The 22,702-nt window shown below is 35.5% G+C and carries 23 protein-coding genes, 1 rRNA gene and 1 other annotated feature; of the genes, 18 read left to right on the forward strand and 6 right to left on the reverse strand.

Features of this window, described 5'->3' with window-relative positions; all coding sequences use genetic code 11:
• Positions 1–186: 186 nt before the first annotated feature.
• From rsmG to ABWU86_RS03080, 12 genes are all read left to right on the forward strand, one after another.
• Complete coding sequence (rsmG, locus tag ABWU86_RS03025) at positions 187–924, forward strand: 16S rRNA (guanine(527)-N(7))-methyltransferase RsmG (protein ID WP_293794063.1); 738 nt, start codon at positions 187–189, stop codon at positions 922–924.
• Positions 925–942: 18 nt separating this feature from the next.
• Positions 943–1,710 (forward strand): ParA family protein, encoded by a 768-nt coding sequence (locus ABWU86_RS03030; RefSeq protein WP_353321346.1) that lies wholly within the window; start codon positions 943–945, stop codon positions 1,708–1,710.
• Positions 1,700–2,581, forward strand: a complete 882-nt coding sequence (locus ABWU86_RS03035; protein WP_293794059.1) for a ParB/RepB/Spo0J family partition protein — start codon at positions 1,700–1,702, stop codon at positions 2,579–2,581. Before ABWU86_RS03030 ends, ABWU86_RS03035 begins: the two co-directional genes overlap by 11 nt.
• A gap of 14 nt (positions 2,582–2,595) precedes the next feature.
• Entirely contained in the window at positions 2,596–2,784 is a 189-nt protein-coding gene (locus ABWU86_RS03040; protein ID WP_053949636.1) for a DUF951 domain-containing protein, read from the forward strand.
• A gap of 27 nt (positions 2,785–2,811) precedes the next feature.
• Positions 2,812–3,912 (forward strand): redox-regulated ATPase YchF, encoded by a 1,101-nt coding sequence (gene ychF / locus ABWU86_RS03045; RefSeq protein ID WP_353321348.1) that lies wholly within the window; start codon positions 2,812–2,814, stop codon positions 3,910–3,912.
• 18 nt (positions 3,913–3,930) lie between these two features.
• On the forward strand, positions 3,931–4,653 hold the full coding sequence (locus ABWU86_RS03050) for a DUF1129 family protein (RefSeq protein WP_353321350.1): 723 nt from the start codon (positions 3,931–3,933) through the stop codon (positions 4,651–4,653).
• 99 nt (positions 4,654–4,752) lie between these two features.
• Positions 4,753–5,889, forward strand: coding sequence for an IMP dehydrogenase (gene guaB, locus ABWU86_RS03055; protein ID WP_353321352.1), 1,137 nt, complete (start codon positions 4,753–4,755; stop codon positions 5,887–5,889).
• A gap of 114 nt (positions 5,890–6,003) precedes the next feature.
• Positions 6,004–6,693 (forward strand): response regulator transcription factor, encoded by a 690-nt coding sequence (locus ABWU86_RS03060; protein ID WP_053949640.1) that lies wholly within the window; start codon positions 6,004–6,006, stop codon positions 6,691–6,693.
• A complete protein-coding gene (locus ABWU86_RS03065) occupies positions 6,683–7,891 on the forward strand; it encodes a sensor histidine kinase (RefSeq protein WP_293794158.1) in 1,209 nt (402 codons plus the stop codon). Before ABWU86_RS03060 ends, ABWU86_RS03065 begins: the two co-directional genes overlap by 11 nt.
• Positions 7,881–9,251: a D-alanyl-D-alanine carboxypeptidase family protein gene (locus ABWU86_RS03070; RefSeq protein WP_293794160.1), complete on the forward strand. Its 1,371-nt coding sequence runs from the start codon at positions 7,881–7,883 to the stop codon at positions 9,249–9,251. The genes ABWU86_RS03065 and ABWU86_RS03070 overlap by 11 nt, the downstream gene beginning before the upstream one ends.
• Before the next feature lie 253 nt (positions 9,252–9,504).
• Entirely contained in the window at positions 9,505–10,239 is a 735-nt protein-coding gene (locus ABWU86_RS03075) for an AzlC family ABC transporter permease (protein ID WP_353321361.1), read from the forward strand.
• A 27-nt stretch (positions 10,240–10,266) separates the two neighbouring features.
• On the forward strand, positions 10,267–10,599 hold the full coding sequence (locus ABWU86_RS03080) for an AzlD domain-containing protein (protein ID WP_293794161.1): 333 nt from the start codon (positions 10,267–10,269) through the stop codon (positions 10,597–10,599).
• A gap of 93 nt (positions 10,600–10,692) precedes the next feature.
• Here ABWU86_RS03080 and ABWU86_RS03085 read toward each other — a convergent pair whose 3' ends face one another.
• Both ABWU86_RS03085 and ABWU86_RS03090 read right to left on the reverse strand, forming a co-directional pair.
• Positions 10,693–11,784, reverse strand: a complete 1,092-nt coding sequence (locus ABWU86_RS03085) for a PTS transporter subunit IIC (RefSeq protein WP_353321363.1) — start codon at positions 11,782–11,784, stop codon at positions 10,693–10,695.
• 193 nt (positions 11,785–11,977) lie between these two features.
• On the reverse strand, positions 11,978–13,162 hold the full coding sequence (locus tag ABWU86_RS03090) for an SAM-dependent methyltransferase (RefSeq protein WP_293794162.1): 1,185 nt from the start codon (positions 13,160–13,162) through the stop codon (positions 11,978–11,980).
• Between the two features lie 161 nt (positions 13,163–13,323).
• On the opposite strand from ABWU86_RS03090, the gene ABWU86_RS03095 reads away from it, so the two are divergent.
• Entirely contained in the window at positions 13,324–14,370 is a 1,047-nt protein-coding gene (locus ABWU86_RS03095) for an AI-2E family transporter (RefSeq protein WP_293794164.1), read from the forward strand.
• A gap of 69 nt (positions 14,371–14,439) precedes the next feature.
• Positions 14,440–15,132, forward strand: coding sequence for a 2,3-diphosphoglycerate-dependent phosphoglycerate mutase (locus tag ABWU86_RS03100; RefSeq protein WP_053949648.1), 693 nt, complete (start codon positions 14,440–14,442; stop codon positions 15,130–15,132).
• 86 nt (positions 15,133–15,218) lie between these two features.
• Here the strand turns inward: ABWU86_RS03100 and ABWU86_RS03105 are convergent, their stop codons facing one another.
• The 4 genes from ABWU86_RS03105 to ABWU86_RS03120 all read right to left on the reverse strand — a co-directional run bounded on the left by ABWU86_RS03105 (position 15,219) and on the right by ABWU86_RS03120 (position 18,339).
• Complete coding sequence (locus tag ABWU86_RS03105) at positions 15,219–16,148, reverse strand: polysaccharide deacetylase family protein (RefSeq protein WP_293794166.1); 930 nt, start codon at positions 16,146–16,148, stop codon at positions 15,219–15,221.
• On the reverse strand, positions 16,138–16,449 hold the full coding sequence (locus tag ABWU86_RS03110) for a hypothetical protein (protein WP_293794168.1): 312 nt from the start codon (positions 16,447–16,449) through the stop codon (positions 16,138–16,140). Before ABWU86_RS03110 ends, ABWU86_RS03105 begins: the two co-directional genes overlap by 11 nt.
• Entirely contained in the window at positions 16,449–17,666 is a 1,218-nt protein-coding gene (locus ABWU86_RS03115) for a glycosyltransferase (protein ID WP_293794169.1), read from the reverse strand. The genes ABWU86_RS03110 and ABWU86_RS03115 overlap by 1 nt, the downstream gene beginning before the upstream one ends.
• Positions 17,667–17,874: 208 nt before the next feature.
• Positions 17,875–18,339, reverse strand: coding sequence for a MerR family transcriptional regulator (locus ABWU86_RS03120; protein ID WP_293794170.1), 465 nt, complete (start codon positions 18,337–18,339; stop codon positions 17,875–17,877).
• Positions 18,340–18,494: 155 nt separating this feature from the next.
• On the opposite strand from ABWU86_RS03120, the gene ABWU86_RS03125 reads away from it, so the two are divergent.
• The 4 genes from ABWU86_RS03125 to ABWU86_RS03140 form a co-directional block, all read left to right on the forward strand.
• Entirely contained in the window at positions 18,495–19,937 is a 1,443-nt protein-coding gene (locus tag ABWU86_RS03125) for an MDR family MFS transporter (protein WP_293794171.1), read from the forward strand.
• Between the two features lie 3 nt (positions 19,938–19,940).
• Positions 19,941–20,711, forward strand: a complete 771-nt coding sequence (locus tag ABWU86_RS03130) for a DUF4811 domain-containing protein (protein ID WP_293794172.1) — start codon at positions 19,941–19,943, stop codon at positions 20,709–20,711.
• 47 nt (positions 20,712–20,758) lie between these two features.
• Positions 20,759–20,974 (forward strand) — a binding site (T-box leader).
• 40 nt (positions 20,975–21,014) lie between these two features.
• Positions 21,015–22,271, forward strand: a complete 1,257-nt coding sequence (gene tyrS, locus ABWU86_RS03135; protein ID WP_293794173.1) for a tyrosine--tRNA ligase — start codon at positions 21,015–21,017, stop codon at positions 22,269–22,271.
• 364 nt (positions 22,272–22,635) lie between these two features.
• Positions 22,636–22,702, forward strand: a 16S ribosomal RNA gene (locus tag ABWU86_RS03140); the annotation flags it as partial.

Raw genomic sequence — 22,702 nt, forward strand, 5'->3', positions numbered from 1 at the left:
AAAAGACAGCGCAAGCTGTCTTTTTTGTTTCCACAAATTAGGTAATTTTTTAGGATATTGTAGTGACGAATTAACCCGATTTTGGTTATAATGGAGAAGTATATGTTTCATCATTGTAAAAGATAAAAATTTCATGTAAAGTATAGATAGATGTGAAACATTATGTTTCACAGTAGGAGGATTTGTATGAATCCAGAAGAATTTAAAACAGAATTAGCCAAACACAATATCGAATTAAGCGACGAACAAATGCAACAATTTGCTACATATTACGAAATGCTAGTGGCAACTAATGAACACGTTAACTTAACAACGATTGTCGACCGCGACGAAGTTTATTTAAAACACTTCTTTGACTCAATTACACCAGCTTTTTATGCAGAAGAGTTAAGAACTGAAGAATTAACACTTTGTGATGTGGGAGCTGGAGCTGGTTTTCCATCAATCCCACTAAAGATTGCCTTTCCGAACTTAAGAGTTACTATTATTGATTCATTAAATAAGCGCATTAACTTTTTAGATGAGCTAGTCACTAAATTGGGATTAGACCATGTTCAATTGCACCATGCACGTGCTGAAGAATTTGGTGGTAAGAAGTCCGCATATCGTGAACAATTTGATTTAGCTACTGCACGAGCAGTTGCGAGAATGAGTGTTTTAGCTGAATTGTGTTTACCACTGGTTAAAGTTGGTGGAAAGATGATTGCTTTAAAAGCATCACAAGCGAAAAATGAAATATCTGATGGTAAGAGCGCGATTACTACATTAGGTGGTAAGTTACTATCAGATGATGAATTTAACTTACCAGTTTCTAATGACCCCCGTAACATGGTGATCTTAGAAAAAGTCAAAGCAACACCAAAGCAATACCCAAGAAAAGCAGGAACACCCAACAAGAAACCAATTGGTTCTAATAATAAGTAGACGACAGGAGGGGTTTTCATGGCACATGTCATATCTTTAGCTAATCAAAAGGGAGGAGTCGGTAAAACGACTACATCCGTTAATCTAGGTGCAGACCTTGCCACTATGGGGAAGAAAGTACTATTAATTGACGCCGATGCCCAAGGCAACGCCACTTCAGGAGTGGGTATTCAAAAAGCAGACATCCAAAAAGATATTTATGATATTTTAGTGAATGAAGAACCAATTGAAGAAGCGATTATTCCATCAAAACATGAAGGATTAGATATCGTTCCGGCAACCATTCAATTATCAGGTGCTGATATTGAATTGACACCACAAATGGCTAGAGAAACTCGTCTTTTGAACGCCCTAAAAACTGTCAAAGATAATTATGATTACGTCTTAGTTGACTGTCCGCCATCGTTAGGATTAATTACGGTAAACGCTTTTACTGCGAGTGATTCAATCTTAATTCCTGTGCAAACAGAATACTATGCACTAGAAGGACTAAGCCAATTATTAAATACCGTTCAATTAGTAAAAAAACACTTTAACGCTGATTTAGATGTTGAAGGAGTATTACTGACAATGTATGATGCTCGTACTAAATTAGGTCAACAAGTTAATGATGAGGTTCGTAAATACTTCGGCGATAAAGTTTATAACACAATTATCACAAGAAATGTGCGCTTATCAGAAGCACCTAGTTACGGATTACCAATTATAGACTACGATCCAACTTCAAAAGGTTCAGAACTATATATGGATTTTGCAAAGGAAGTGTTAGCTGCTCATGGTGAATAATAAAGGTCTAGGTCGAGGCATTGAAGCATTATTTGCTGATAATGATATCGACGCAAACTCAGAAGATGTATTGGATTTGGAACTAAGTAAATTATCACCTAATCCATTTCAACCCAGAACCCATTTCGATACTGAAGCGCTAAAGGACTTAACTCGTTCAATTGAAAAATCTGGGGTTTTCCAACCAATTATCGTTAGAAAAACCGATGGTCAAAAAGATAAGTATGAAATTTTAGCTGGGGAACGTCGTTTTCGTGCTTCTAAGATGGCCGGTAAAGAAAAGATTCCAGCCATCGTGCGTGATGCATCAGATGAACAAATGATGGAAATTGCTGTCATGGAAAACCTTCAAAGAGAGGATTTAAATCCAATTGAAGAAGCTGAAGCATACAATACCTTAATGACGAAGCTAGAAATTACTCAAGCAGAAGTTTCTAAACGTCTAGGTAAGTCACGTCCATACATTGCTAATTATTTGCGTTTATTAGGTCTTCCAACCGAAGTTAAGGAAATGCTAACTAAGAACCAATTATCAATGGGACAAGCTAGAACTTTGCTTTCTGTTAAGAAAAAAGAAGACTTAATCCGTTTAGCAAAGAAAGCTTACGATCAAACACTAACAGTGCGTCAATTGGAAAGTGAAATCAAGGCATTAGGGACTAGCCCTGCCAAGAGTAAGAAACCAAGACGTTCTACTAAGAAGTCACCATTCTTGCGTGCTTCTGAAAATGAACTTCAAGATAAATTTCAAACTTCTGTTTCAATCTCTAACAGCCGTTCTAAGAAGGGCACTGGTAAGATTGAAATTAGTTACGCATCCGATGACGATTTAAATCGTATTTTACAAATTTTAGATATTAATTTAGATTAAAAGGAGTACTGAATATGTATTCATTAAATGATGTCGTAATGATGAAAAAAGCTCATCCATGTGGTGCCAATAGTTGGAAGATTATCCGTATGGGAGCAGATATTAAGATTGAATGTCAAAATTGCGGTCACGTGGTGATGTTACCTCGCCGTGAGTTTGACAAGAAAATGAAAAAAGTAATTGAAAGTGCTAACGAAGACTAAAACCAAAGAAAAGAGTGAATTAGAAATATGTCATTAACAGCAGGGATTGTGGGATTACCTAACGTTGGAAAGTCCACACTATTTAATGCGATTACTAAAGCCGGAGCAGAAATGGCGAACTATCCTTTCGCCACAATTGATCCAAACGTCGGAATGGTAGAAGTGCCAGATGATCGTTTAGACCGTATTGACGAAGTCATTCCAGCTAAGAAGATTGTACCTACTACATTTGAATTTACTGATATCGCCGGTATCGTTAAAGGGGCAAGTAAGGGTGAAGGTCTAGGTAACAAGTTCCTAGAAAACATTCGCCAAGTTGATGCGATCGTTCACGTCGTACGTTCATTTGATGATGATAACATTACCCACGTTACTGGTAAGGTTGATCCAATTGCTGATATCGAAACTATTAACCTAGAACTAGGTATCTCTGATTTAGATGCTGTTACTAAGCGCCTTGGCCGTGTCCAAAAAGCTGCTAAGGGTAAAGATGAAGAAGCAGTTGCTGAATTAGCTGTGCTTGAAAAAATCAAGCCAGTGCTAGAAGCAGGTAAACCAGTGCGTTCAATCGACTTTGATGAAGATGAACAAAAAATTGTAAAAGGTTTATTCCTATTAACTTCAAAACCAGTGCTATACGTAGCCAACATTTCAGAAGATGACATGGCTGATCCAGAAGGTTCAAAGTACTTCCAATTAGTGAAGGAATACGCTGAATCAGAAAACGCACAAGCAATCGGTATTGCTGCGGAAACTGAAGAAGAAATTGCTGAACTGGATGATGAAGATAAAGCAACTTTCTTAGAAGCTGAAGGGGTAACTGAACCTGGTTTGAACAAACTAATTCGTGCTTCATACAAGCTATTAGGCCTAGAAACTTTCTTCACTGCTGGTGGCAAAGAAACTAAGGCTTGGACTTACCTAAAGGGTACTAAAGCACCACAAGCTGCCGGAATTATTCACTCTGACTTTGAACGTGGATTTATTCGTGCTGAAGTAATGGCTTTCTCTGACCTAGATGAACTAGGTAGTGAACAAGCGGTAAAAGAAGCCGGTAAGCTACGTGTTGAAGGTAAAGATTACGTCATGCAAGATGGCGATATCGTTAACTTCAGATTTAACGTTTAATTAGAAAGGATTGCTTTGATGACTGAGAAAAGAAATGCACATGTGCAACAAGATCGCCATGAAGCAGATAAAAAGACAAGAACTCAATTTGACGGAATTGGTTTGACTAAACGTAATTCCGATTACATGTTCCGTTTTAGTAAGGAATTAAAGAAGACTACTTTAAGTCCAGAAAGAAAGGCTGAAATTATCAGTCAAATGAAGGATGAACTATTAGTAGAACAAAAGCACGGGTCAACTGCGCGTAATTTATACGGTACTGTGGAAGAACGTATTGATTTCATCATGAACCCACCTAAGAAAAAGACTTCTATGTTTGATAACTTTATTCCTAATGTGGTTTACAATGCAGTTTTCTTCTTAATCCTATTTAACCTAATGTACGGATTTATCCTATTAATCCAACCTAAGAACGGACAAGAGCAAGCTGTTGGAATTACTTCACTAATCTTAATTTCTGCAGTGTTCGGATTCTGCGCTCCATTCCTAACTAAGTTACTAGACCCAAGTGTTAAGCATACCTACAATGGATGGATGCGTGCGCTATTCATGTTAATCACAGTATTAGTGTGGATTTTTGCGTTCTTCATTGCGATTAACTTGCCTAAGACTGGCATTAACGTTGTGGTATCACCAATTGTTAACTTCGTGTTGGCCGCAATCGGAATTGGTGTGGACATCTGGGTTCACAAAAAATACACCATTACTGTGAACTTTTTTACACCAAGAGTGAAAAAATAAAAATAAAAAAATATAGACGATCGAAAATTTTATTTGATTTTCGTTCGTTTTTTTTGTATATTAGAAATTAAAAAAATAAACAGATAGGGGATTTAGATTATGGATAATTGGAATACAAAGTTTGCAAAAAAGGGATTAACATTTGATGATGTACTATTAATTCCTGCAGAAAGTCACGTTTTACCTAACGATGTGGATACATCTGTTCGACTATCAGATGATGTTAAGTTAAACGTACCTTTCCTAAGTGCAAGTATGGATACTGTTACAACTGCTGATATGGCTATCGCAATGGCTGAAGTTGGTGGATTAGGTGTAATTCACAAGAACATGGTTGTTGATGATCAAGCCAACGAAGTAAAAAAAGTAAAAGCAGTTGAAAAGACTGATCAAACCCCTAACGCAGCGGTAGATGCTAACAACCATCTACTATGTGCTGCCGCTGTTGGTGTTACTTCTGACACATTTAAACGTGTGGAAGCTTTATTTGCTGCCGGAGCTGATGCCATTATTATTGATACTGCTCACGGACACTCAGCTGGTGTAATTAGAAAAGTGAAGGAAATTCGCGAAAGTTTCCCTAACAAGACCATCATTGCTGGTAACGTGGCAACTGGTCAAGCTACTAACGATTTATTCGAAGCTGGTGTGGATGTTGTTAAAGTCGGAATTGGACCTGGTTCAATCTGTACTACTAGAATCATTGCCGGTGTTGGTGTTCCTCAACTAACTGCTGTCTACGATGCAGCTGAAGTTGCTAGAAAATGGGGCAAGCCAATCATCGCTGATGGTGGTATCAAGTACTCTGGTGATGCTGCTAAAGCCATCGCTGCCGGTGGTAATGCCGTAATGCTAGGAAGCATGCTATCAGGTACTGACGAAGCACCAGGTGATATCTTCGAAGAAGACGGTGTTAAGTACAAAGCTTACCGTGGAATGGGTAGTGTTGGTGCTATGCAACATGGTTCAGCTGACAGATACTTCCAAGGTGAAGTTAACGAAGCTAACAAGCTAGTTCCAGAAGGAATCGAAGCTCGTGTTGAATACAAAGGTTCAGCTAAAGATGTTGTTTTCCAAATGGTTGGTGGTCTTCGCGCCGCAATGGGATACACTGGTTCAAAAGACATTCAAGCAATGAATGATAATGCACAATTTGTTCAAATTACCGGTGCTGGTTTAATCGAATCTCACCCACATGACGTTCAAATTACAAAAGCTGCACCAAATTATAAATAAAAAATGAAAAGATGCTAATTTTAGCATCTTTTTTTGTATAGATTTATATAACAAAGCTTAAGATTATGTTAATATTAATCTATACAACAATTTAAGAAAGAGGGCGGCGTTTCGATGAAAGTACTAGTAGTTGACGACGATCAAGAAATTGCTGAATTACTAAAGATTTACATAAGAAACGAAGGATACGAAACCGTTATCGTAAATGACGGTGAAGCAGCATTAACAGAATTAAGAAAGAACTCAGATGTAGGTCTAATGATCTTAGATATAATGATGCCTAAGATGTCTGGTTTCGAAGTTCTAAAGCGTGTTAGAAGAGAAATCAGTTTACCAATCATGATTCTTTCAGCGAAGGCTGAAGATATCGATAAGATTGAAGGATTAGTTGGTGGGGCAGATGATTACATCACAAAACCATTTAATCCACTTGAAGTAATGGCAAGAATGCATTCTATTTTACGCCGTTATACCGATAAAGTAGTTGTTGGTGAACCAGAAGTATTAAACGTTTCATCATTAACTATTAATCGTGAATCTCATGAAGTTAAGACCGAAGATGGTAGCACAATTCAATTAACTGCAATTGAATTTGGTATTTTATACTTACTAGCTAGCCATCCAGGTCGTGTATACTCAGCGAACGAAATTTTCGAACGTGTTTGGCGTCAAGAAAGTATCATTTCAGCTAAGACTGTTATGGTCCATGTTAGTCACTTACGTGATAAGTTAGAAGAAGCTACTGACGGTAAGAAGATTATCGAAACTGTTTGGGGAGTTGGATATAGAATCAATGAAGACTAATACAAAAACAATCAAGCTAACACATAAAGAGCGCATCAGCTTAATTACTGATGCTGTTTTAACTAGTTTGTTTATTTTAATTATTAACTTTTTGGTTTTTTTTGCTACAGAGGTATACTATTCCACTCATCCTGATTGGCGAAATGCTTTAATTCGTTTTGGAAACTCCTTGATAGCTGGAAATCATATTGAATTATGGAGTTGGAGTAATGGATTTATTGTTATGATAGCCGCTCTTGATATGTTTGTTTTGTATATTAGATTATTTATGCATTATAAACGTATACAAGAACAACACATTATTCGTGATTTACACTACATAGCTGATGGTAATTTTGACTATACAATTCCCTATAAACTATTAGGTGATGATCAAAAAATAGTTGATAGTATTAATATATTGGTCAATAACGTTATTCATTCAATGTCAGAAGAATTAAATACTGAACGTTCTAAGGATGAATTAATTTCAAATGTTTCTCATGATATTAGAACACCATTGACTTCAATAATTGGGTACTTGGGATTGATTGAGAATAAACAATTTACCAGTGAAGAAGAGCTATATAAATTTATACACGTTGCATATTCTAAAGCCAATCAAATGAAGTCTTTAGCTGATGATTTGTTTGAATATACTAAGATTACTGATAAGGATTTTAATAAGTTAGAAACTCATAAGATTGAAATGAAGGCTATGCTAGATCAAATTGCTGCGGAATTCGATTTAGAGATGGACGAAATGGGAATGCAAATTCATAGTAAAACTAACTTTGATAACTTGATAATTGATGCCAGTCCTAATGATTTAGCTCGTGCTATAAATAATTTAATAACTAACGCATTAAAATATGGTATTGGTGGAAAGAATATCTATATTGAAGGTTTTAGGGTGAATGAAAAAGAATTAGAAATTAAGGTTTCTAATGATGGAGAAAAGATTCCTGAAGAATCACTAAATCATGTATTCGATCGCTTTTACCGAGTAGAAACTTCCAGAAATAAATCTACCGGGGGAACTGGTTTAGGTTTAGCAATTGTTTATGAAGTGGTTAATATTCATGGAGGATATTGTTCAGTAGCATCTAGTGATGAACTAACAACATTTACACTTCATTTGCCAATTAAGCATGGTGAAAAGTTAGAGCCAAGCAGACATGAAGAGGAAAATCAGGAGGTCATCGAAGATGCTAAATAAACTTGCTATTAAGAGTAACTTAGTAATAGTAAGTCTAATGATTTTACTATCCACACCTGTGATGGCTTCAGCTGCTACGAACGTTGCTGACTCCAATACTAGTAAGGCTGTGGAAATTAAGAGAAGTCAGTTATTAGATAAAGAAACAAGTTATTTATTAAAACACAATCAACCACTTTCATTAACTGCTAAAGCAGCTATTGCAATTGATTACAAAACTGGTCAAGTTTTATATGAGAAAAACGCTTATCAATCGTTACCAACTGCTTCAATGAGTAAGGTGCTAACTTTATATGTAACACTTAAACATATTAAGGAAGGCAAAATTCATTGGAATGATAAAGTTACTATCAATAAAGCATTACATGACCTAAGCGTTGATCATAACTATGCTAATGTTAAATTAACCTTAGGTAAGAAGTATACAATTAGACAGCTATATCAGGCCGCCCTATATTCTGAAAATGCTGCGACAATGGCTTTAGGTTATGGAGTTGCACATGGAAGTACGCAACGATTCGCATTAATGATGCGTTCTGAAGCCAAGAAAATCGGTATTACTGATGCCAAAGTTTATACTGCTTGTGGATTAACCAATGGTGAAGTAGGTTCGCTTGGTTTTGCTAATGCTTCATACAATGCTGAAAATGAATTATCAGCACGGGACATGGCATTGTTAACAATGAATATTTTACGTTTGTATCCACAAATTCTAAAAACCAGTTCAGCTAATACGACCCAATTTGAAAATACCACTATGTTAAATTGGAATTGGATGATAAAAGGTCGTAGCCAAGCACTACCAGATATTAAGGTTGATGGTTTAAAAACGGGAACTTCAGATACTGCTAAAGCTTGTTTTACTGGAACTGCCGTAAAAAATGGTCACCGTATCATTACAGTGGTAATGGGAGTTCCGAATGGTGGCCAATATGATCCAGCTCGTTTTATTCAAACTAGAAAGTTAATGAAATACGTTTACGCTAAATACCATTATGTGAATTTAAATAAGGGCGAAAGTCTCTCTGTTGCAACTAACCGCCAGCATAATAGTGTGATTGATGTCCCTAATGGGAAACAAGAATCAGTTGAACTAGGGGTTAAAGATAATCAAGGTGTTTGGTTGACTAACAAGCAAAGCTTGAAAGTTACTAAGATTAGTGCGATTAGTAAATACGCGAAAGGCAATGGTGTTGACGCTGGAAGTTTTAAAGTCGGTGATACAATTGCTCAAGCAAAATTTGCTGGAATTCGTTATATTAAAGGGGTTCCAACAACAGTTAATTTAATCGCGAAAGACCAAATTGATAAGGCTAATATTTTTGTTAGATTTTGGCGTTCAATCACCAACTGGTTCTAAAAAGAGTTATCAAAATGATAACTCTTTTTTTAATGCTCTAAATTAGAATGTAATAAAGTTTGGCTAAATTTATGCAAATAAGTTAGATAATTTAAAGTAATTTGCGTTATAATATTAATAACGTTTGATTTTTTTCATACAACTTAAATCGTTGAAAATTAAGACCTATTGTTTTTAAACGGGGGAATATTATTTGACAAAGCAAGTACCAAATCCAAATGAACCGCGTTGGCTAACCAATTTAAAAACAGCAATGCCTTTGAATATTAGCTACGTTCCCATTGGAATTGCGTGTGGTATTTTACTACATGCTGCTGGTTTTAATACGTTATTAACCGCATTAGTATCATTAATGGTGTTTTCAGGTGGAGCTCAGTTCTTAATTGCTTCCATGCTGACAATTAATTCACCATTATTATCGATTGTTATCATGATGTTCTTCTTGGAATTAAGATACGCATTATTAGGATCTAGTATCTCTAAGTACTTACAAGGGAAATCATTCTGGTTTACAGTATTCTTTGCCGTTTCATTGAACGATGAAACGTACGCTGTTAACTACTTGAAGCTTTCCACTGATAAGAAGTTTACTTCTGCCGATGCTCTTCAAATCGAGCACTATGCATTAGTGGTGTGGACAGTAAGTACCATCATTGGTAGTGTCGTAGGCTCTTCTTTATCTATTAATTTAACCGTGGTGCACTTTGCGTTAACCGCGTTATTCATTTACATGATTGTGATGCAAATGAAATCACTACTTAAGTTATTGGTGATTATTTTAACAATTGGATTAGCAATATTATTTATGTTATTAATGAAATCCACTTTAGGTTTAGTGGTATCTACATTGTTAGCATCTTTTGTGGGATTTTTCGTTGAATCATGGATTAGAAGTCATTACGAAAGATATAAGAAGAATCGTTTACTTCGCTTATTCAAGAACCCTGCTGGGTCACCTGAAGATAAGTTTGAAGAAGAGATGGATTAGTTTGTACAACGGATTAGGAGATACTCTATGGAATGGAATTCAACTCAACACTTTTGGTTGATAATGTTATGTTTTGCAGTTGCATTTATCCCTAGATTTGTCCCACTAGCTTTCTTTAGAACTAGAAAGATTCCTAAGTGGTTTAACGAATGGATGGGTTATATCCCAATTGCATTATTTACTTCATTGGTAGTAAAAGATTTATGTATTACCTCATCATATACTTTATCAGTTGCTGGTAAAGCACCCGAATTAATTGCTGCTCTAATCGTGTTCATCATTGCGTATTGGACTCGTTCAATGGCATTATCTGTTATTTTAGGATTGGCCGCAGTATTAATTCTTGCCGCATTTATATAGACAAAAAACAAATCCCTAGCGAATTTCGCTAGGGATTTTTAAATTATTATATTCGTTATTTTATAGGAAGTTTTTTTATCATGGTTTCAAACATTAGATAAGATCGATACGCATGTCTTCGTCTTTAATCTTGTGAGTAGCTTTAAGCACTTTCACTAGAACTACTGAAATGACAGCAGGAACGACAACGCCTAGGACTAGGTAAGTGATTAACTCTGGGATTCTTTGGGAAGCGATTGTAATAGGGGCGATAAGTGAGTTAAGTCCTAGTCCAGCTAATTTGTAAGATACTGAGAAATGAAATACTAAAGTACCAATTGGTCCAATAATTGCAGAAGAAATCATGCCGGGGATAGCGATGTATGGATTTTTAGTAATATTACCAAATTGCACTTTAGGGGTGATTAAACCTTGAGCGATGTTAGCACCTGGTTTGTTAACGCGGTATGACATTACAGTGTATGAAACAAATTGAGCGGTTGTTCCTAATAAGGCAGCTCCGGAAGATAATGGATCTAGCATAACCGCAATTGCTAGGGCTGCTGAAGAAGCAGGGGTCATCAAGAAGATGGACCAAACAACGGCGATAACAAATGATCCTAAGAATGGGTTAACCACCATTGATTTAGCGATTACACCTGATAGCCAAACCAATGCGGGAGTGGTTACGGTAGCAAATGCTAATGCAGCGATTGAACCAATTCCAGTAGCGGAGAAGGGAACTAAGAACATGTCTAATGGAGTTTTTCCTGTTAAGTACTTTCCAATCATAGTTGAAACGACGGCACCACCTAAGGCACTAACTGGTTGTCCAATCATGAATACAGCGGAACCAGCAGGTTGTGGTAAAACATGGCCTGTTGCAGTGACTGCATTAGTTACTGCGGATGTGAAGAAGACATTGTTCGCACCAACAGTTGCAGCAATCATGGAACTAAATAAAACTAATGTATTCGTTTTTAGTTGAGAGGCGACCGCGGCTCCAATTGCGGGAGCCATTAAGTATTGACAAATTAATCCAATTTGAGCTAAGGCAGTCCAGTGAACAAAATTGGCAATAGCTCCTAATAATAATCCAACACCTAAGCAGACTAAAATGGCATTAGATACCCCGTTAAAAACTAAATAAACACTATCCTTAAACACAGACTTTACTTTGAAATCTGCCATGTTGGCAGCATCCATCTGGGGCGAATCTTTCGCTGTTGAATTTATCATAATTGAATCAACTCCTTTACTTAATATAAGCATAAAATTAAATTTAGATTAGACGTGTTCTAATTAAAATTTAATCTATTTAAACACGGAAATAATATAAAAGCAAGATAAAATAAAAAAACACTGACGAAATTTCATCAGTGTTTTTATTAGGTGATTATTATTTATTTTCGTACATGTAGTCACGAGTAATTGGTAGTTCTTGTCCTGAAGGGCCTTTAGAAATTAAGTATTGCATAACATCAATATTTCCAGCCTTAAATGAACCGGCACAAGTCTTAAGGTATAAGTCCCACATTCTAATGAAGCGTTCGTCATCACCCATTACTTTTTTAACTTCGTCTAAATGATCGTTAAAGTTTCTATCCCAATGTTCCAATGTGTATTGGTAGTGTCTTCTTAATGACTCTAAATCAAAAATTTGAAGACCATTTTTAACGATGTGATCTAGGTTTTCGGTCATTCCTGGAATGTATCCACCTGGGAAGATGTACTTGTTAATCCAACCGTTATAGGCACCACCTTGTTGTCTTGTAATTCCATGAATTAAAGCAACCCCGTGGTCTTTTAAGTATTTGTTGATGCATGAGAAGTATTCGTCTAAATTTTCTTTACCAACGTGTTCGAACATTCCTACTGAAGTAATGTAGTCGAAGTGTTCGTCACCTAATTGACGGTAATCTTGTAGGCGAACTTCTGCTTGATCTTGTAAACCAAATTTTTCAATTTGTGAGTTTACGTAATCACATTGTTCTTGACTTAATGTTACCCCAACCACATTTAAGCCATATTCTTTGGCGGCAGTTAGCATTAATGTACCCCAACCACAACCAATGTCTAGAAGGGTACGACCAGGCTTAGGATTTAATTTTTCGATGATGTGACGTACTTTTCTCATTTGAGCTTCGTATAAGTCACCATCAGGTTCATCAAAGTAAGCACATGAATAAGTCATTGTCTTATCTAACCAAATCTTGTAGAAGTCATTACCAATATCGTAGTGACTTTGGATGTCCTTTTTACTTGTGGACTCATTATGATTTTGCTTAGGTAGGAAATTAATGTATTTATGGTCGCGAATAAAACTAGTTGATTTTTGATATGCAGAAACGATTAAGTCTTCAATGTTACCATCAACGTCAATCTTGCCATCCATATATGCTTCACCTAAAGCAATAGAAGCGTTTTTTCTAATATCCTTAATTGGAATAGGTTCTTTCATGGTAATAACGGCTTTGACTTCGCCATCGCCATATTTTTCAGATTTGCCGTCCCAATAATTTACTTGAATTGGTTCGTTAAATCCGTGTTTAAAAAATGTTTTAAAAAAAGTTTTTTCAAACATGCGAACAGTCCTTTCTCTAATAATAAACCACGAGACCAATTATACTCTTTTGTAATAAATTTTTGTAAAATTTGGACTTATAGAATTTGGTTTAATTAAATAAAATTTAATATTTAAAATGTTATAATGTAGCTACAGAAAAAATAATAGCGAGGTGGCTTATGAAACTGTGGGATAAATTTCTCGCTAACGTTGCTTTAAGACGTTGGTGTGTCTTGATTTTAATCATCTTCGTGCTATTCATTATGCGCGATATGATGAGCATGCTGTTATTGACATTTATTTTCTCATTATTGGTTACTAAATTAGTAAACTTTATTAGAAAATATGTCAAAATACCAGCACCCATTTTAGTGATATTAACATATCTATTGTTTATTGCTGGAATTGTCGCGGTCGTTGCGATTTACTCACCGGTCATTTATGATCAAGCAATCGCAGCATCTAAGCATATCATTCAATTCTATGAAGATCCTAGTAATCTTCATGGAACTACTCAAATTAAAGAAATGATTGTTGAATTCATTCATCGTTCTAATTTCATCAGTGAAATGAAGGGTAGTGTTAGTGTCATCTTTGATTACTTATCAAGTATTGGTCAAATGGGTGTCACATTCTTCTTATCATTAATCTTGAGTTTCTTCTTTACATTGGAAGAAAAATCAATGGCAGAATTTAGTAAACGTTTCTTGGATGCAGAATTTTCATGGTTCTTCCAAGACATTTACTACTTCGCTAAGACTTTTACCAAGACCTTTGGGGTGGTGTTGGAAGCTCAATTCCTAATTGCGCTATTTAATACTATTTTCACAACGGTTGTGTTAGCTATCTTAGGAATTCCTGATTTAATTATTCTTGCTTTAATGGTTTTTGTTTTAAGTTTAGTTCCTGTGGCCGGAGTAATTATTTCACTAGTGCCATTATCAATTGTGGGTTACTCGGTAGGAGGATTTAAATACATCATTTACTTAGTAGTAATGATCGCAGTGATTCATTTTGTGGAAGCTTACGTATTGAATCCAAAACTAATGTCTTCTAGAACAGAACTACCAATTTTCTACACTTTCTGCGCATTATTAATTGGTGAAGAAATTTTTGGTGCCTGGGGATTAATCGTCTCAGTTCCTATTCTAGCGTTCTTCTTAGAACTTTTAGGAGTTAAAGGACAAAAGAAAAAGACAATAAATATAAAGAGAATTACTAAATAGGATGTAAATTTTTCTATTTTGGTGTAGAATTGTATTGTTATTTAAGAAATTGAAAGGGGTTTTCAACTCATGTCAAAACTTGTATTAATCCGTCACGGACAAAGTCAATGGAACCTATCAAACCAATTCACTGGTTGGGAAGATGTTGATTTAAGCGACAAGGGTGTTGAAGAAGCTAAAGAAGCTGGTAAATTAGTTAAGAAGGCAGGTCTAGAATTTGATTTTGCATACACTTCAGTTCTAAAACGTGCCATCAAGACTCTTCACTACGCATTAGAAGAATCAGACCAACTATGGGTCCCAGAAACTAAGACTTGGAGATTAAACGAACGTCATTACGGTCGTCTACAAGGTCTAAACAAAGAAGAAACTGCTGAAAAGTACGGAGACGAACAAGTTCACATTTGGCGTCGTTCATACGATACTTTACCTCCACTATTGAGTGCAGATGACGAAGGTTCTGCTGTAAACGACCGTCGTTACAAGGACTTAGATCCTAACTTAATCCCTGGTGGTGAAAACCTAAAGGTTACTCTAGAACGTGTTATGCCTCTATGGGCTGACGAAATTGCTCCTAAGCTATTAGATAACAAGAACGTTATCATTGCTGCACACGGTAACTCACTACGTGCATTAAGCAAGTACATTGAAAGAATCTCTGATGATGACATCATGGATCTTGAAATGAAGACTGGTGAACCAGTTGTTTACGAATTCAACGATAAGCTAGAAGTAGTAAACAAATCAAAATTAGATAAGTAATAAAATAAAGCCCTTTAAGGGCTTTTTATTTTATATATAAATAAAGATACTAAAAAAGCCATCCTCAATGAGGATGGCTTTAATTTTTATGATTTAGCAGATAACCATTCACGAATACTTGGCCAACTATTGGTGTTAATAATCATTCTTGGTGTGTAAATCAAATCACTGTGATCACCGTTACCGTTGTTGTAAACAGTTCCGGAATCTAGGGTACCGACCCAACCTAAGTGTTGAGTAGCTAAGAATTGAGAAATTCTAGGAGTACCACCACCGTAAGGGTAGGCGAATGACTCTGCATAAGTACCTGTGTGTTTTAGCAGAACTTGTCTTGATTTAACAAAGTCTTTAGTAAAACGATCGTAGTTCTTTGGTAGGTTAAAGATAGGCACTAGGTTAGCAGTTAAGTAATGCATGTTGTTGGTGTGAACACCAATAGTCATTAGCTTACCAGCTTCTTTTTGCGCGTACTTTAATTGTGACCAAGTAGCTAGTTGAGTACCTTCACGGTAACGACCAGTGTTACCAGTGATGATGAAGGTAGTAAATGGATACTTGTACTTCTTCATTACTGGAATGGCGTTATCGATGGTAGTTCTGTCGATATCATCAAATGATAGAACAGCGTACTTACCCTTGATAGGCTTGTTTGAGTTAGTCATCTTAACCATCTCTGCACCTGAAATCACTTTAATGTTGTGATCATGTAAAAACTTCATTTGTTCTTTAAAGTGGTTTAAAGGAACATCAAAATCATGAAGTTGAGAGTTAGTGGATAAAGTTCTTGATAGGTTAACACCTAGGTTGTTCTTTAAAATACGGTGATAACAGAAAACAATAATTCCATTTTTGGCTTTTTCTTCTTGTTTAGTTAAACCGTAGTATTCACTACTACCTTTATCATATTCCACTGATTTGTGGATGGTAAATGACATTAATAGAAATAGTGCAATTCCTAAGACAATAACAATTATCTTACGTTGCTTTCTAGTCATTTTTTTATCTTTATTTGACATCCTTATTGACCCTCCGTAGGTATACCAATCTAAAGCTAGAGTAAATTGCAGTTAATCCTATTAAGAGGATTACAGCGATTAGTAACTTCATATATAGTTGATAGTTTAGATTTAATAATAGGTAGAAACTAACAAAGTCGTCACTGTAGAAGCCGAACAAAAAGGCGAAGTTAACAACTAATACAAAGACGACGTATAGCCATAGGATTGTGAACAATGCGATATGGAATAATCTTCTTAGTAAACTACTTTTCTTTCTAACTACAAATGTTTCGTAATCTTTATCGTAATTTTTTTTCATTATTTTACCCCCCGGTCAGGACTACTCCAGGTACCAACGTTTTCAGGATCTAAGAAGAATGAAACTAAAGCTAAGATACATGAAATTAAGTTGACCATCCAGTAGTAAACAATATATGCAGGGATTAGTAGTAAATCAACAAAGCTTAGTAGGGCTGATTCATGAGATCCAGTAAAACCAATAATAAATTGCAATATACTTACGATGATTAGGACTAGTAAAACGTCACCATCTAATTGAACTTCATGAATTAAGATTAAGTTGAAGAAATATGAAATTGTACTTAGTGCTGTTAAAACAGCCCATAAACTACTAATGATTGTTTCATACATTAATGCTTTTTGAGTAATAGTACCGTGTAATAATAAATCATTGTTCTTGGCGATAACTTCCATACCACCACGAGCCCAACGACGACGTTGCTTAATTAAGTTCTTAGTGTTTTCAGGAACTAAGATCCAACAAACAGCTGATGGTTGGTAACTAACTTGCCAACCTTTACGATACATTCTCCAAGTAATATCGATATCTTCTGTAATAACATCAGTGTGCCAACCACCTACATCAAGTAGGGCGGCTCTTCTGAATCCTACGATAACACCGGAAACGGTATTGATACGACCATATAAGAATGCTTGGGCTTTCTTAATGATATCAATCACACCGATGTATTCTAGTAATTGAAGACGACCTAAAACAGTAGTTCTGTTTCTAACAACTGGTTTACCAGCAATGGCACCTAGTTTTTCATTAGACTTAAGTGTCTTTACCAATTCGCTCACTGAATTTTTAGCTAGTAGGGAATCAGAGTCGATACCGACAATGTATTCACCTTCAGCCACAGCGAAGCCTTGGTTCATGGCGTTAGCTTTTCCTTGGTTAACGTCGATTGGAACAACTTTAATTGTAAATTGGTCAGCGTATTGCTTTTGCAATCTGTACATAATATCTAATGTATCATCATCACTTTTATCATCGATTAGGACTACTTCGAAATTCTTGTAATCGATGTTTGAAATTGATTGGATTGCTTCGTTTAAAGTATCGCTTTCGTTATGGGCGGGAACTAAAATAGAAACTAAATCAGAACCATCCACATTAGCGAATTTTTCGGAACGTCTAAAGATGCTTCCATAGATAGCACCTACGATCCAGATAGCGGAAACGGCAATTGGATAACCAATAATAAAGTCGTTAATTAAACCTAAAAACCACATTATAATGACTTCCTCCTTAAGGATCACTAAATAAATAAGACATTAGAATAAATTTAAATATCTTAATTTGATATTCATATGTATTCCAAAAACCACATGTTTATCATATTGTAATTATAAAGTAAAAGCTCGAATATATCAAAGTCCGAGCGCTCTTGTGACCATCTTATTACAAACAAAAAATGAATTCCATATCTGGAATTCATTTTTAATCTTTTTTAACAATTTGAGCGGTTAAAGTACCGTCTTCATCAACAAACATGATGTGGTGTTCCGGATCGTCTTTAATCGGTCCCATGTCGACCGCCGTATTTTCATCAACAACATTAATAGATTCAAATCTTTGTCTAGCAATACGATGAAGGAGGCTACCGGTTTCATCAAAGACGGATGCTTTTTCAGCAGCTTTGGCTAGTGTATAGCCAGAATCTAAGAATGATTTAATTAATTCAACTTTAATAACAGCAGAGTAGGGATAACGGTGGTTCGTATTTTTGTCACCTTTATGACAACCAATATATCCTTTTTGTTCCCAATATCTGATTTTACTTTGTGGCACATTACAAGTTCTAGATAATCCACCAATGCCAATAGATAAATCTAAGTTACTCATTAAACTCTGAATACGCTTAGAATAGTCATTGATTTCTTCTTTAGAGTATTTCTTCTTCAATAGTGTCACACTCCTTTTTTATATAATTGTTATAAATAATTATATATTTTTTAAAAACGTTGTCAAATTTATTGACAATGTTTTTTTAAGGTTGTATATTAGTCTTTGTCGAAATTTATAGAGGAAATTATTTTTATTGGAAAAGGGGTCAGAATATGAACGTAGATGTAAACGGAAAATCATACAATAAGATTATGTTAGTAATCATCTTATTGGTTGGTACTTTCTGTACTATTTTAAATCAAACAATTTTAGCAACTGCGTTTCCAACATTAATGAAGGATTTCTCCATTAGTACTTCAACAGTACAATGGTTAACTTCTGGATTTATGTTAGTGAATGGAATCGTTATTCCGGTTAGTGCTTGGTTATCTAACCGTGTTAATACTAAATGGCTATACTTAGGCGCAATGGTCGTCTTTGAAGCTGGAACAATACTAGCTTTTTTTGCGCCAAACTTTGGAACACTATTAGCTGGTCGTTTAGTTCAAGCACTTGGAGTAGGAGTAACAATGCCACTACTACAAACTATTATGCTAAGAATCTTTCCACCTGAAAAACGTGGTGCTGCGTTGGGACTATCTGGAGTTGTTATCGGATTAGCACCTGCAATTGGACCAACATTATCAGGTTGGATTTTAATTAACTACACTTGGCGTGATTTATTTGGAATCATTATTCCAATCGTCGCGATTGTGATCTTATTAGGTCTATACTACATGCGTCCAATCCTACCTACTAAGAAAGAAAAGATTGATGTCTTATCATTAATCCTATCAACTATTGGTTTTGGTAGTGCATTATATGGATTCTCAGAAGTTGGTACTGATGGTTGGGGTAGCACTACTGTTATTTCAACTTTAATCGTTGGTGCAATCTTCATCGTATTATTCATTTGGCGTCAATTAGTAATCGACAAGCCATTCTTAGACATTCGTGTTTTCAAGTCAACTAAATTCACAGTTGCTACTATTCTAGGTTCAATTACGATGATGGCTTTAGTTGGTTTTGAAATGGTATTGCCACTATACCTACAAATCGTGCGTGGAATGAATGCGTTCCATTCAGGATTAAGTTTATTACTTGGTGCTTTGATGATGGGGATTGTTTCTCCATTTGCCGGTGCTATCTTTGATAAGCACGGTGCTAGGAAATTAATCGTAACTGGTTTAGTACTATTGTTCTTCGGAACACTTCCATTTGCATACATTACTGAAAACACCGGAATTGTTTACATCATTATTTTATATGCGGTGAGAACATTCGGGATGGCCTTAGTAATGATGCCATCAACTACTTTTGGTATGAACGCTCTACCTGATGACAAGATTAGTCATGGGACTGCCGTTAACAATACTGTAAGACAAGTTGGTGCGGCCATTGCTACTGCTGTTTTAGTTTCAATTCTTACAAATGTAACTACAAACAACATGCCTGCTAAGTCACTATTAAAACTAGATCCATTAGCTTACAAAGATTCTGTGATCTCAGCAACGTTAAATGGATACCACGCAGCATTCTGGGTAGCCGCAGTATTTATCATTATTGGTTTTATTGCAACATTCTGGCTACATGACAGTAAAAGGGGAGGTAAATAAACAATGATTTTATTTGTACTATGTATTTCAGCGTTCTTATTCTTCTACTGCTTCAACTTAGTTACTAAGAATAAGGCACTACACACAATTACTTCAATCGTATTTGCAGTACTATTCATCTTATCTACTTTCTTTATTACTATTAATTTCCATAATCATTATGGGATGCACAAGGTAACAAGTGAAAAGACTTCTACATTAGTATCAAGTATTCCTAAGGGATTTGATGCTTTAATGTACCAACCAATCGGAACTTCTGGTAAAGATAAAGTGGTTATTTTCCGTACCAGTGAAAAACAATCAAAAGCTAACCCTACAAGTACCGATAAGGTAGAAAACAAAATTATTACTATTAATGATAGTAAAGCTAAATTAGTTACTAAGACTGTTAAGTATGAATACAATTCATCAGCTAACAGTTTCTGGTTTGGTTTAGCCCAAAAACCAACACGTGTTAAAACAGTTCATTACTTCTATGTACCAAAATCATGGATGGTATTAACTGTAAACCAAGCAAAAGCACTACCATCTATTATTAAAGAAATTAGTGCTAAGAACAACAATGCTGCAAGTCAAGCTGCCATGAAGCAAGCTGGTGCAGAATATGTGCAAGCCCAAGTAAAAGCAGCTATGATGAAAAATCCTAAGATGACATCAGCTCAACAAAATGCAGTTATCAAGAAAGCAACTGCTGAATTCCAAGCTAAAGCGCAAGCAGAAGCGCTACAAAAGATGATGCCAATGATCAAGGAAGCATTAAGTAAAATTAAATAATGTTGACATTTATTTCAAGGCTGATTATTATGATAGTATCTATTTAATAAATAGCTAAGAAGTAGTTACCAGTATTTAATGTGAACTGGAAATTAGAAACCTAATGTTACTGCAAATTAGGCCGACGCATTAAAGAATTACAGCTACCGAGCTTATCCATATACGGACGAGTCATTTCGTTAACAATGATATGAGAGATTATATTTTTTAATATGATAACTTGGGTGGTAACGCGGATTAACAAACAACATTTCGTCCCTGACAATTTATTTGTCAGGGACTTTTTATTTGGAGGGATTACACATGGACATTATTGATGATTTACAATGGCGTGGTGCTATTAATCAACAAACAGATGCAGAAGGACTAAAGAAAGAAGTTAACGAAAAGAAATTTGGTCTATATGCTGGAATTGACCCAACCGGGGATAGTATGCACGTGGGACACTTAATTCCATTTATGATTTTAAAGAGATTCCAATTAGCTGGATTTAAACCAGTTATTTTAATTGGGGGAGCAACAGGTTCAATTGGTGATCCTTCTGGTAAGAAAGCAGAAAGAAAACTACAAAGTATGGAACAAGTTAAATACAATGAAGAACGTTTAACTAACCAAATGAAGAAGTTATTTGGAGAAGACGGTAAATTCCAAATCGTAAACAACTACGACTGGACTTCACAATTCTCACTATTAGATTTCTTACGTGATTACGGGAAGAGATTTAACGTTAACACAATGTTAAATAAGGAAATTGTTTCAAGTCGTTTAGAAACAGGAATTTCATACACTGAATTCACTTACCAAATTTTACAAGCAATGGATTTTGAACATCTATACAAAAATAATGACGTTGAATTACAAATCGGTGGTGCCGACCAATGGGGTAACATTACCGGTGGTATCGAATTGATTCATAAGACCCAAGGTGCAGATGCAAAGGCATTTGGTTTAACCATTCCATTAATGCTTAAGGCTGATGGAACTAAGTTTGGTAAGACTGAAGGAGGAGCAGTGTGGTTAGATCCTGAAAAGACTACTCCTTACGAATTCTACCAATTCTGGATTAATACAGATGATAGGGATGTTATTAAGTACTTGAAGTACTTCACATTCTTAGATAAAGAAGAAATCGAAGACTTAGAAGATAAGGTTAAAAACGAACCTTGGAAACGTGAAGCGCAACGTCGTTTATCTGAAGAAGTAACTGAATTTGTTCACGGTAAAGATGCTGTTGTCGAAGCGCAAAACATCACTGAAGCATTATTCTCAGGTAACGTTCAAGATTTAACTACTGCAGAAGTAGAAACTGGATTCAAGAACATGCCGTCAGTAGAAGTTAGTGCTAACAAGAAAAACATTGTTGAATGGCTTGCAGATGATACAGAAATTGAACCATCCAGAAGACAAGCTAGAGAAGATGTTAAGAATGGTGCAATCAGAATTAACGGTGAAAAAGTAGATGACGTTGATGCTGATATTGATCCTAGTCAATCATTCGACGGAAAATTTGTCGTTGTTAGAAGAGGAAAGAAAAAGTACTACTTAGCACGAATTAAATAAAAATATTTTTAAAGCGAGTTGATGAAAATCAATTCGCTTTTTTTGTAATATATCATTGACTTTGAATCGGATAGCTGGCATAATAATAAAAGTCGTTAAAAAGAATTTCAAAAAGATATTCATTAACGAAAATAAATATTAATAAGTTGTTGACACAGCTTGTTAATCTTGTTATGATATATATATAAGTTGTCAATTGAGATAACACATAACAAATTGGTAGATCTTTGAAAACTGAACAAGATTGATAATCGATGATGTGTAAGGAATCTTACAACGAAGTTTGTAAGAATTAAACATTGCGAAGTCAATTCGCTTATAAAATAACAATTTATTCAGAAGAGCTAAGTTAAGCTTTTCATCTTAAGATGAGAGTTTGATCCTGGCTCAGGACGAACGCTGGCGGCGTGCCTAATACATGCAAGTCGAAC

Origin of the sequence: Apilactobacillus pseudapinorum, from assembly GCF_040369555.1 — a bacterium.
Lineage (GTDB): Bacteria > Bacillota > Bacilli > Lactobacillales > Lactobacillaceae > Apilactobacillus.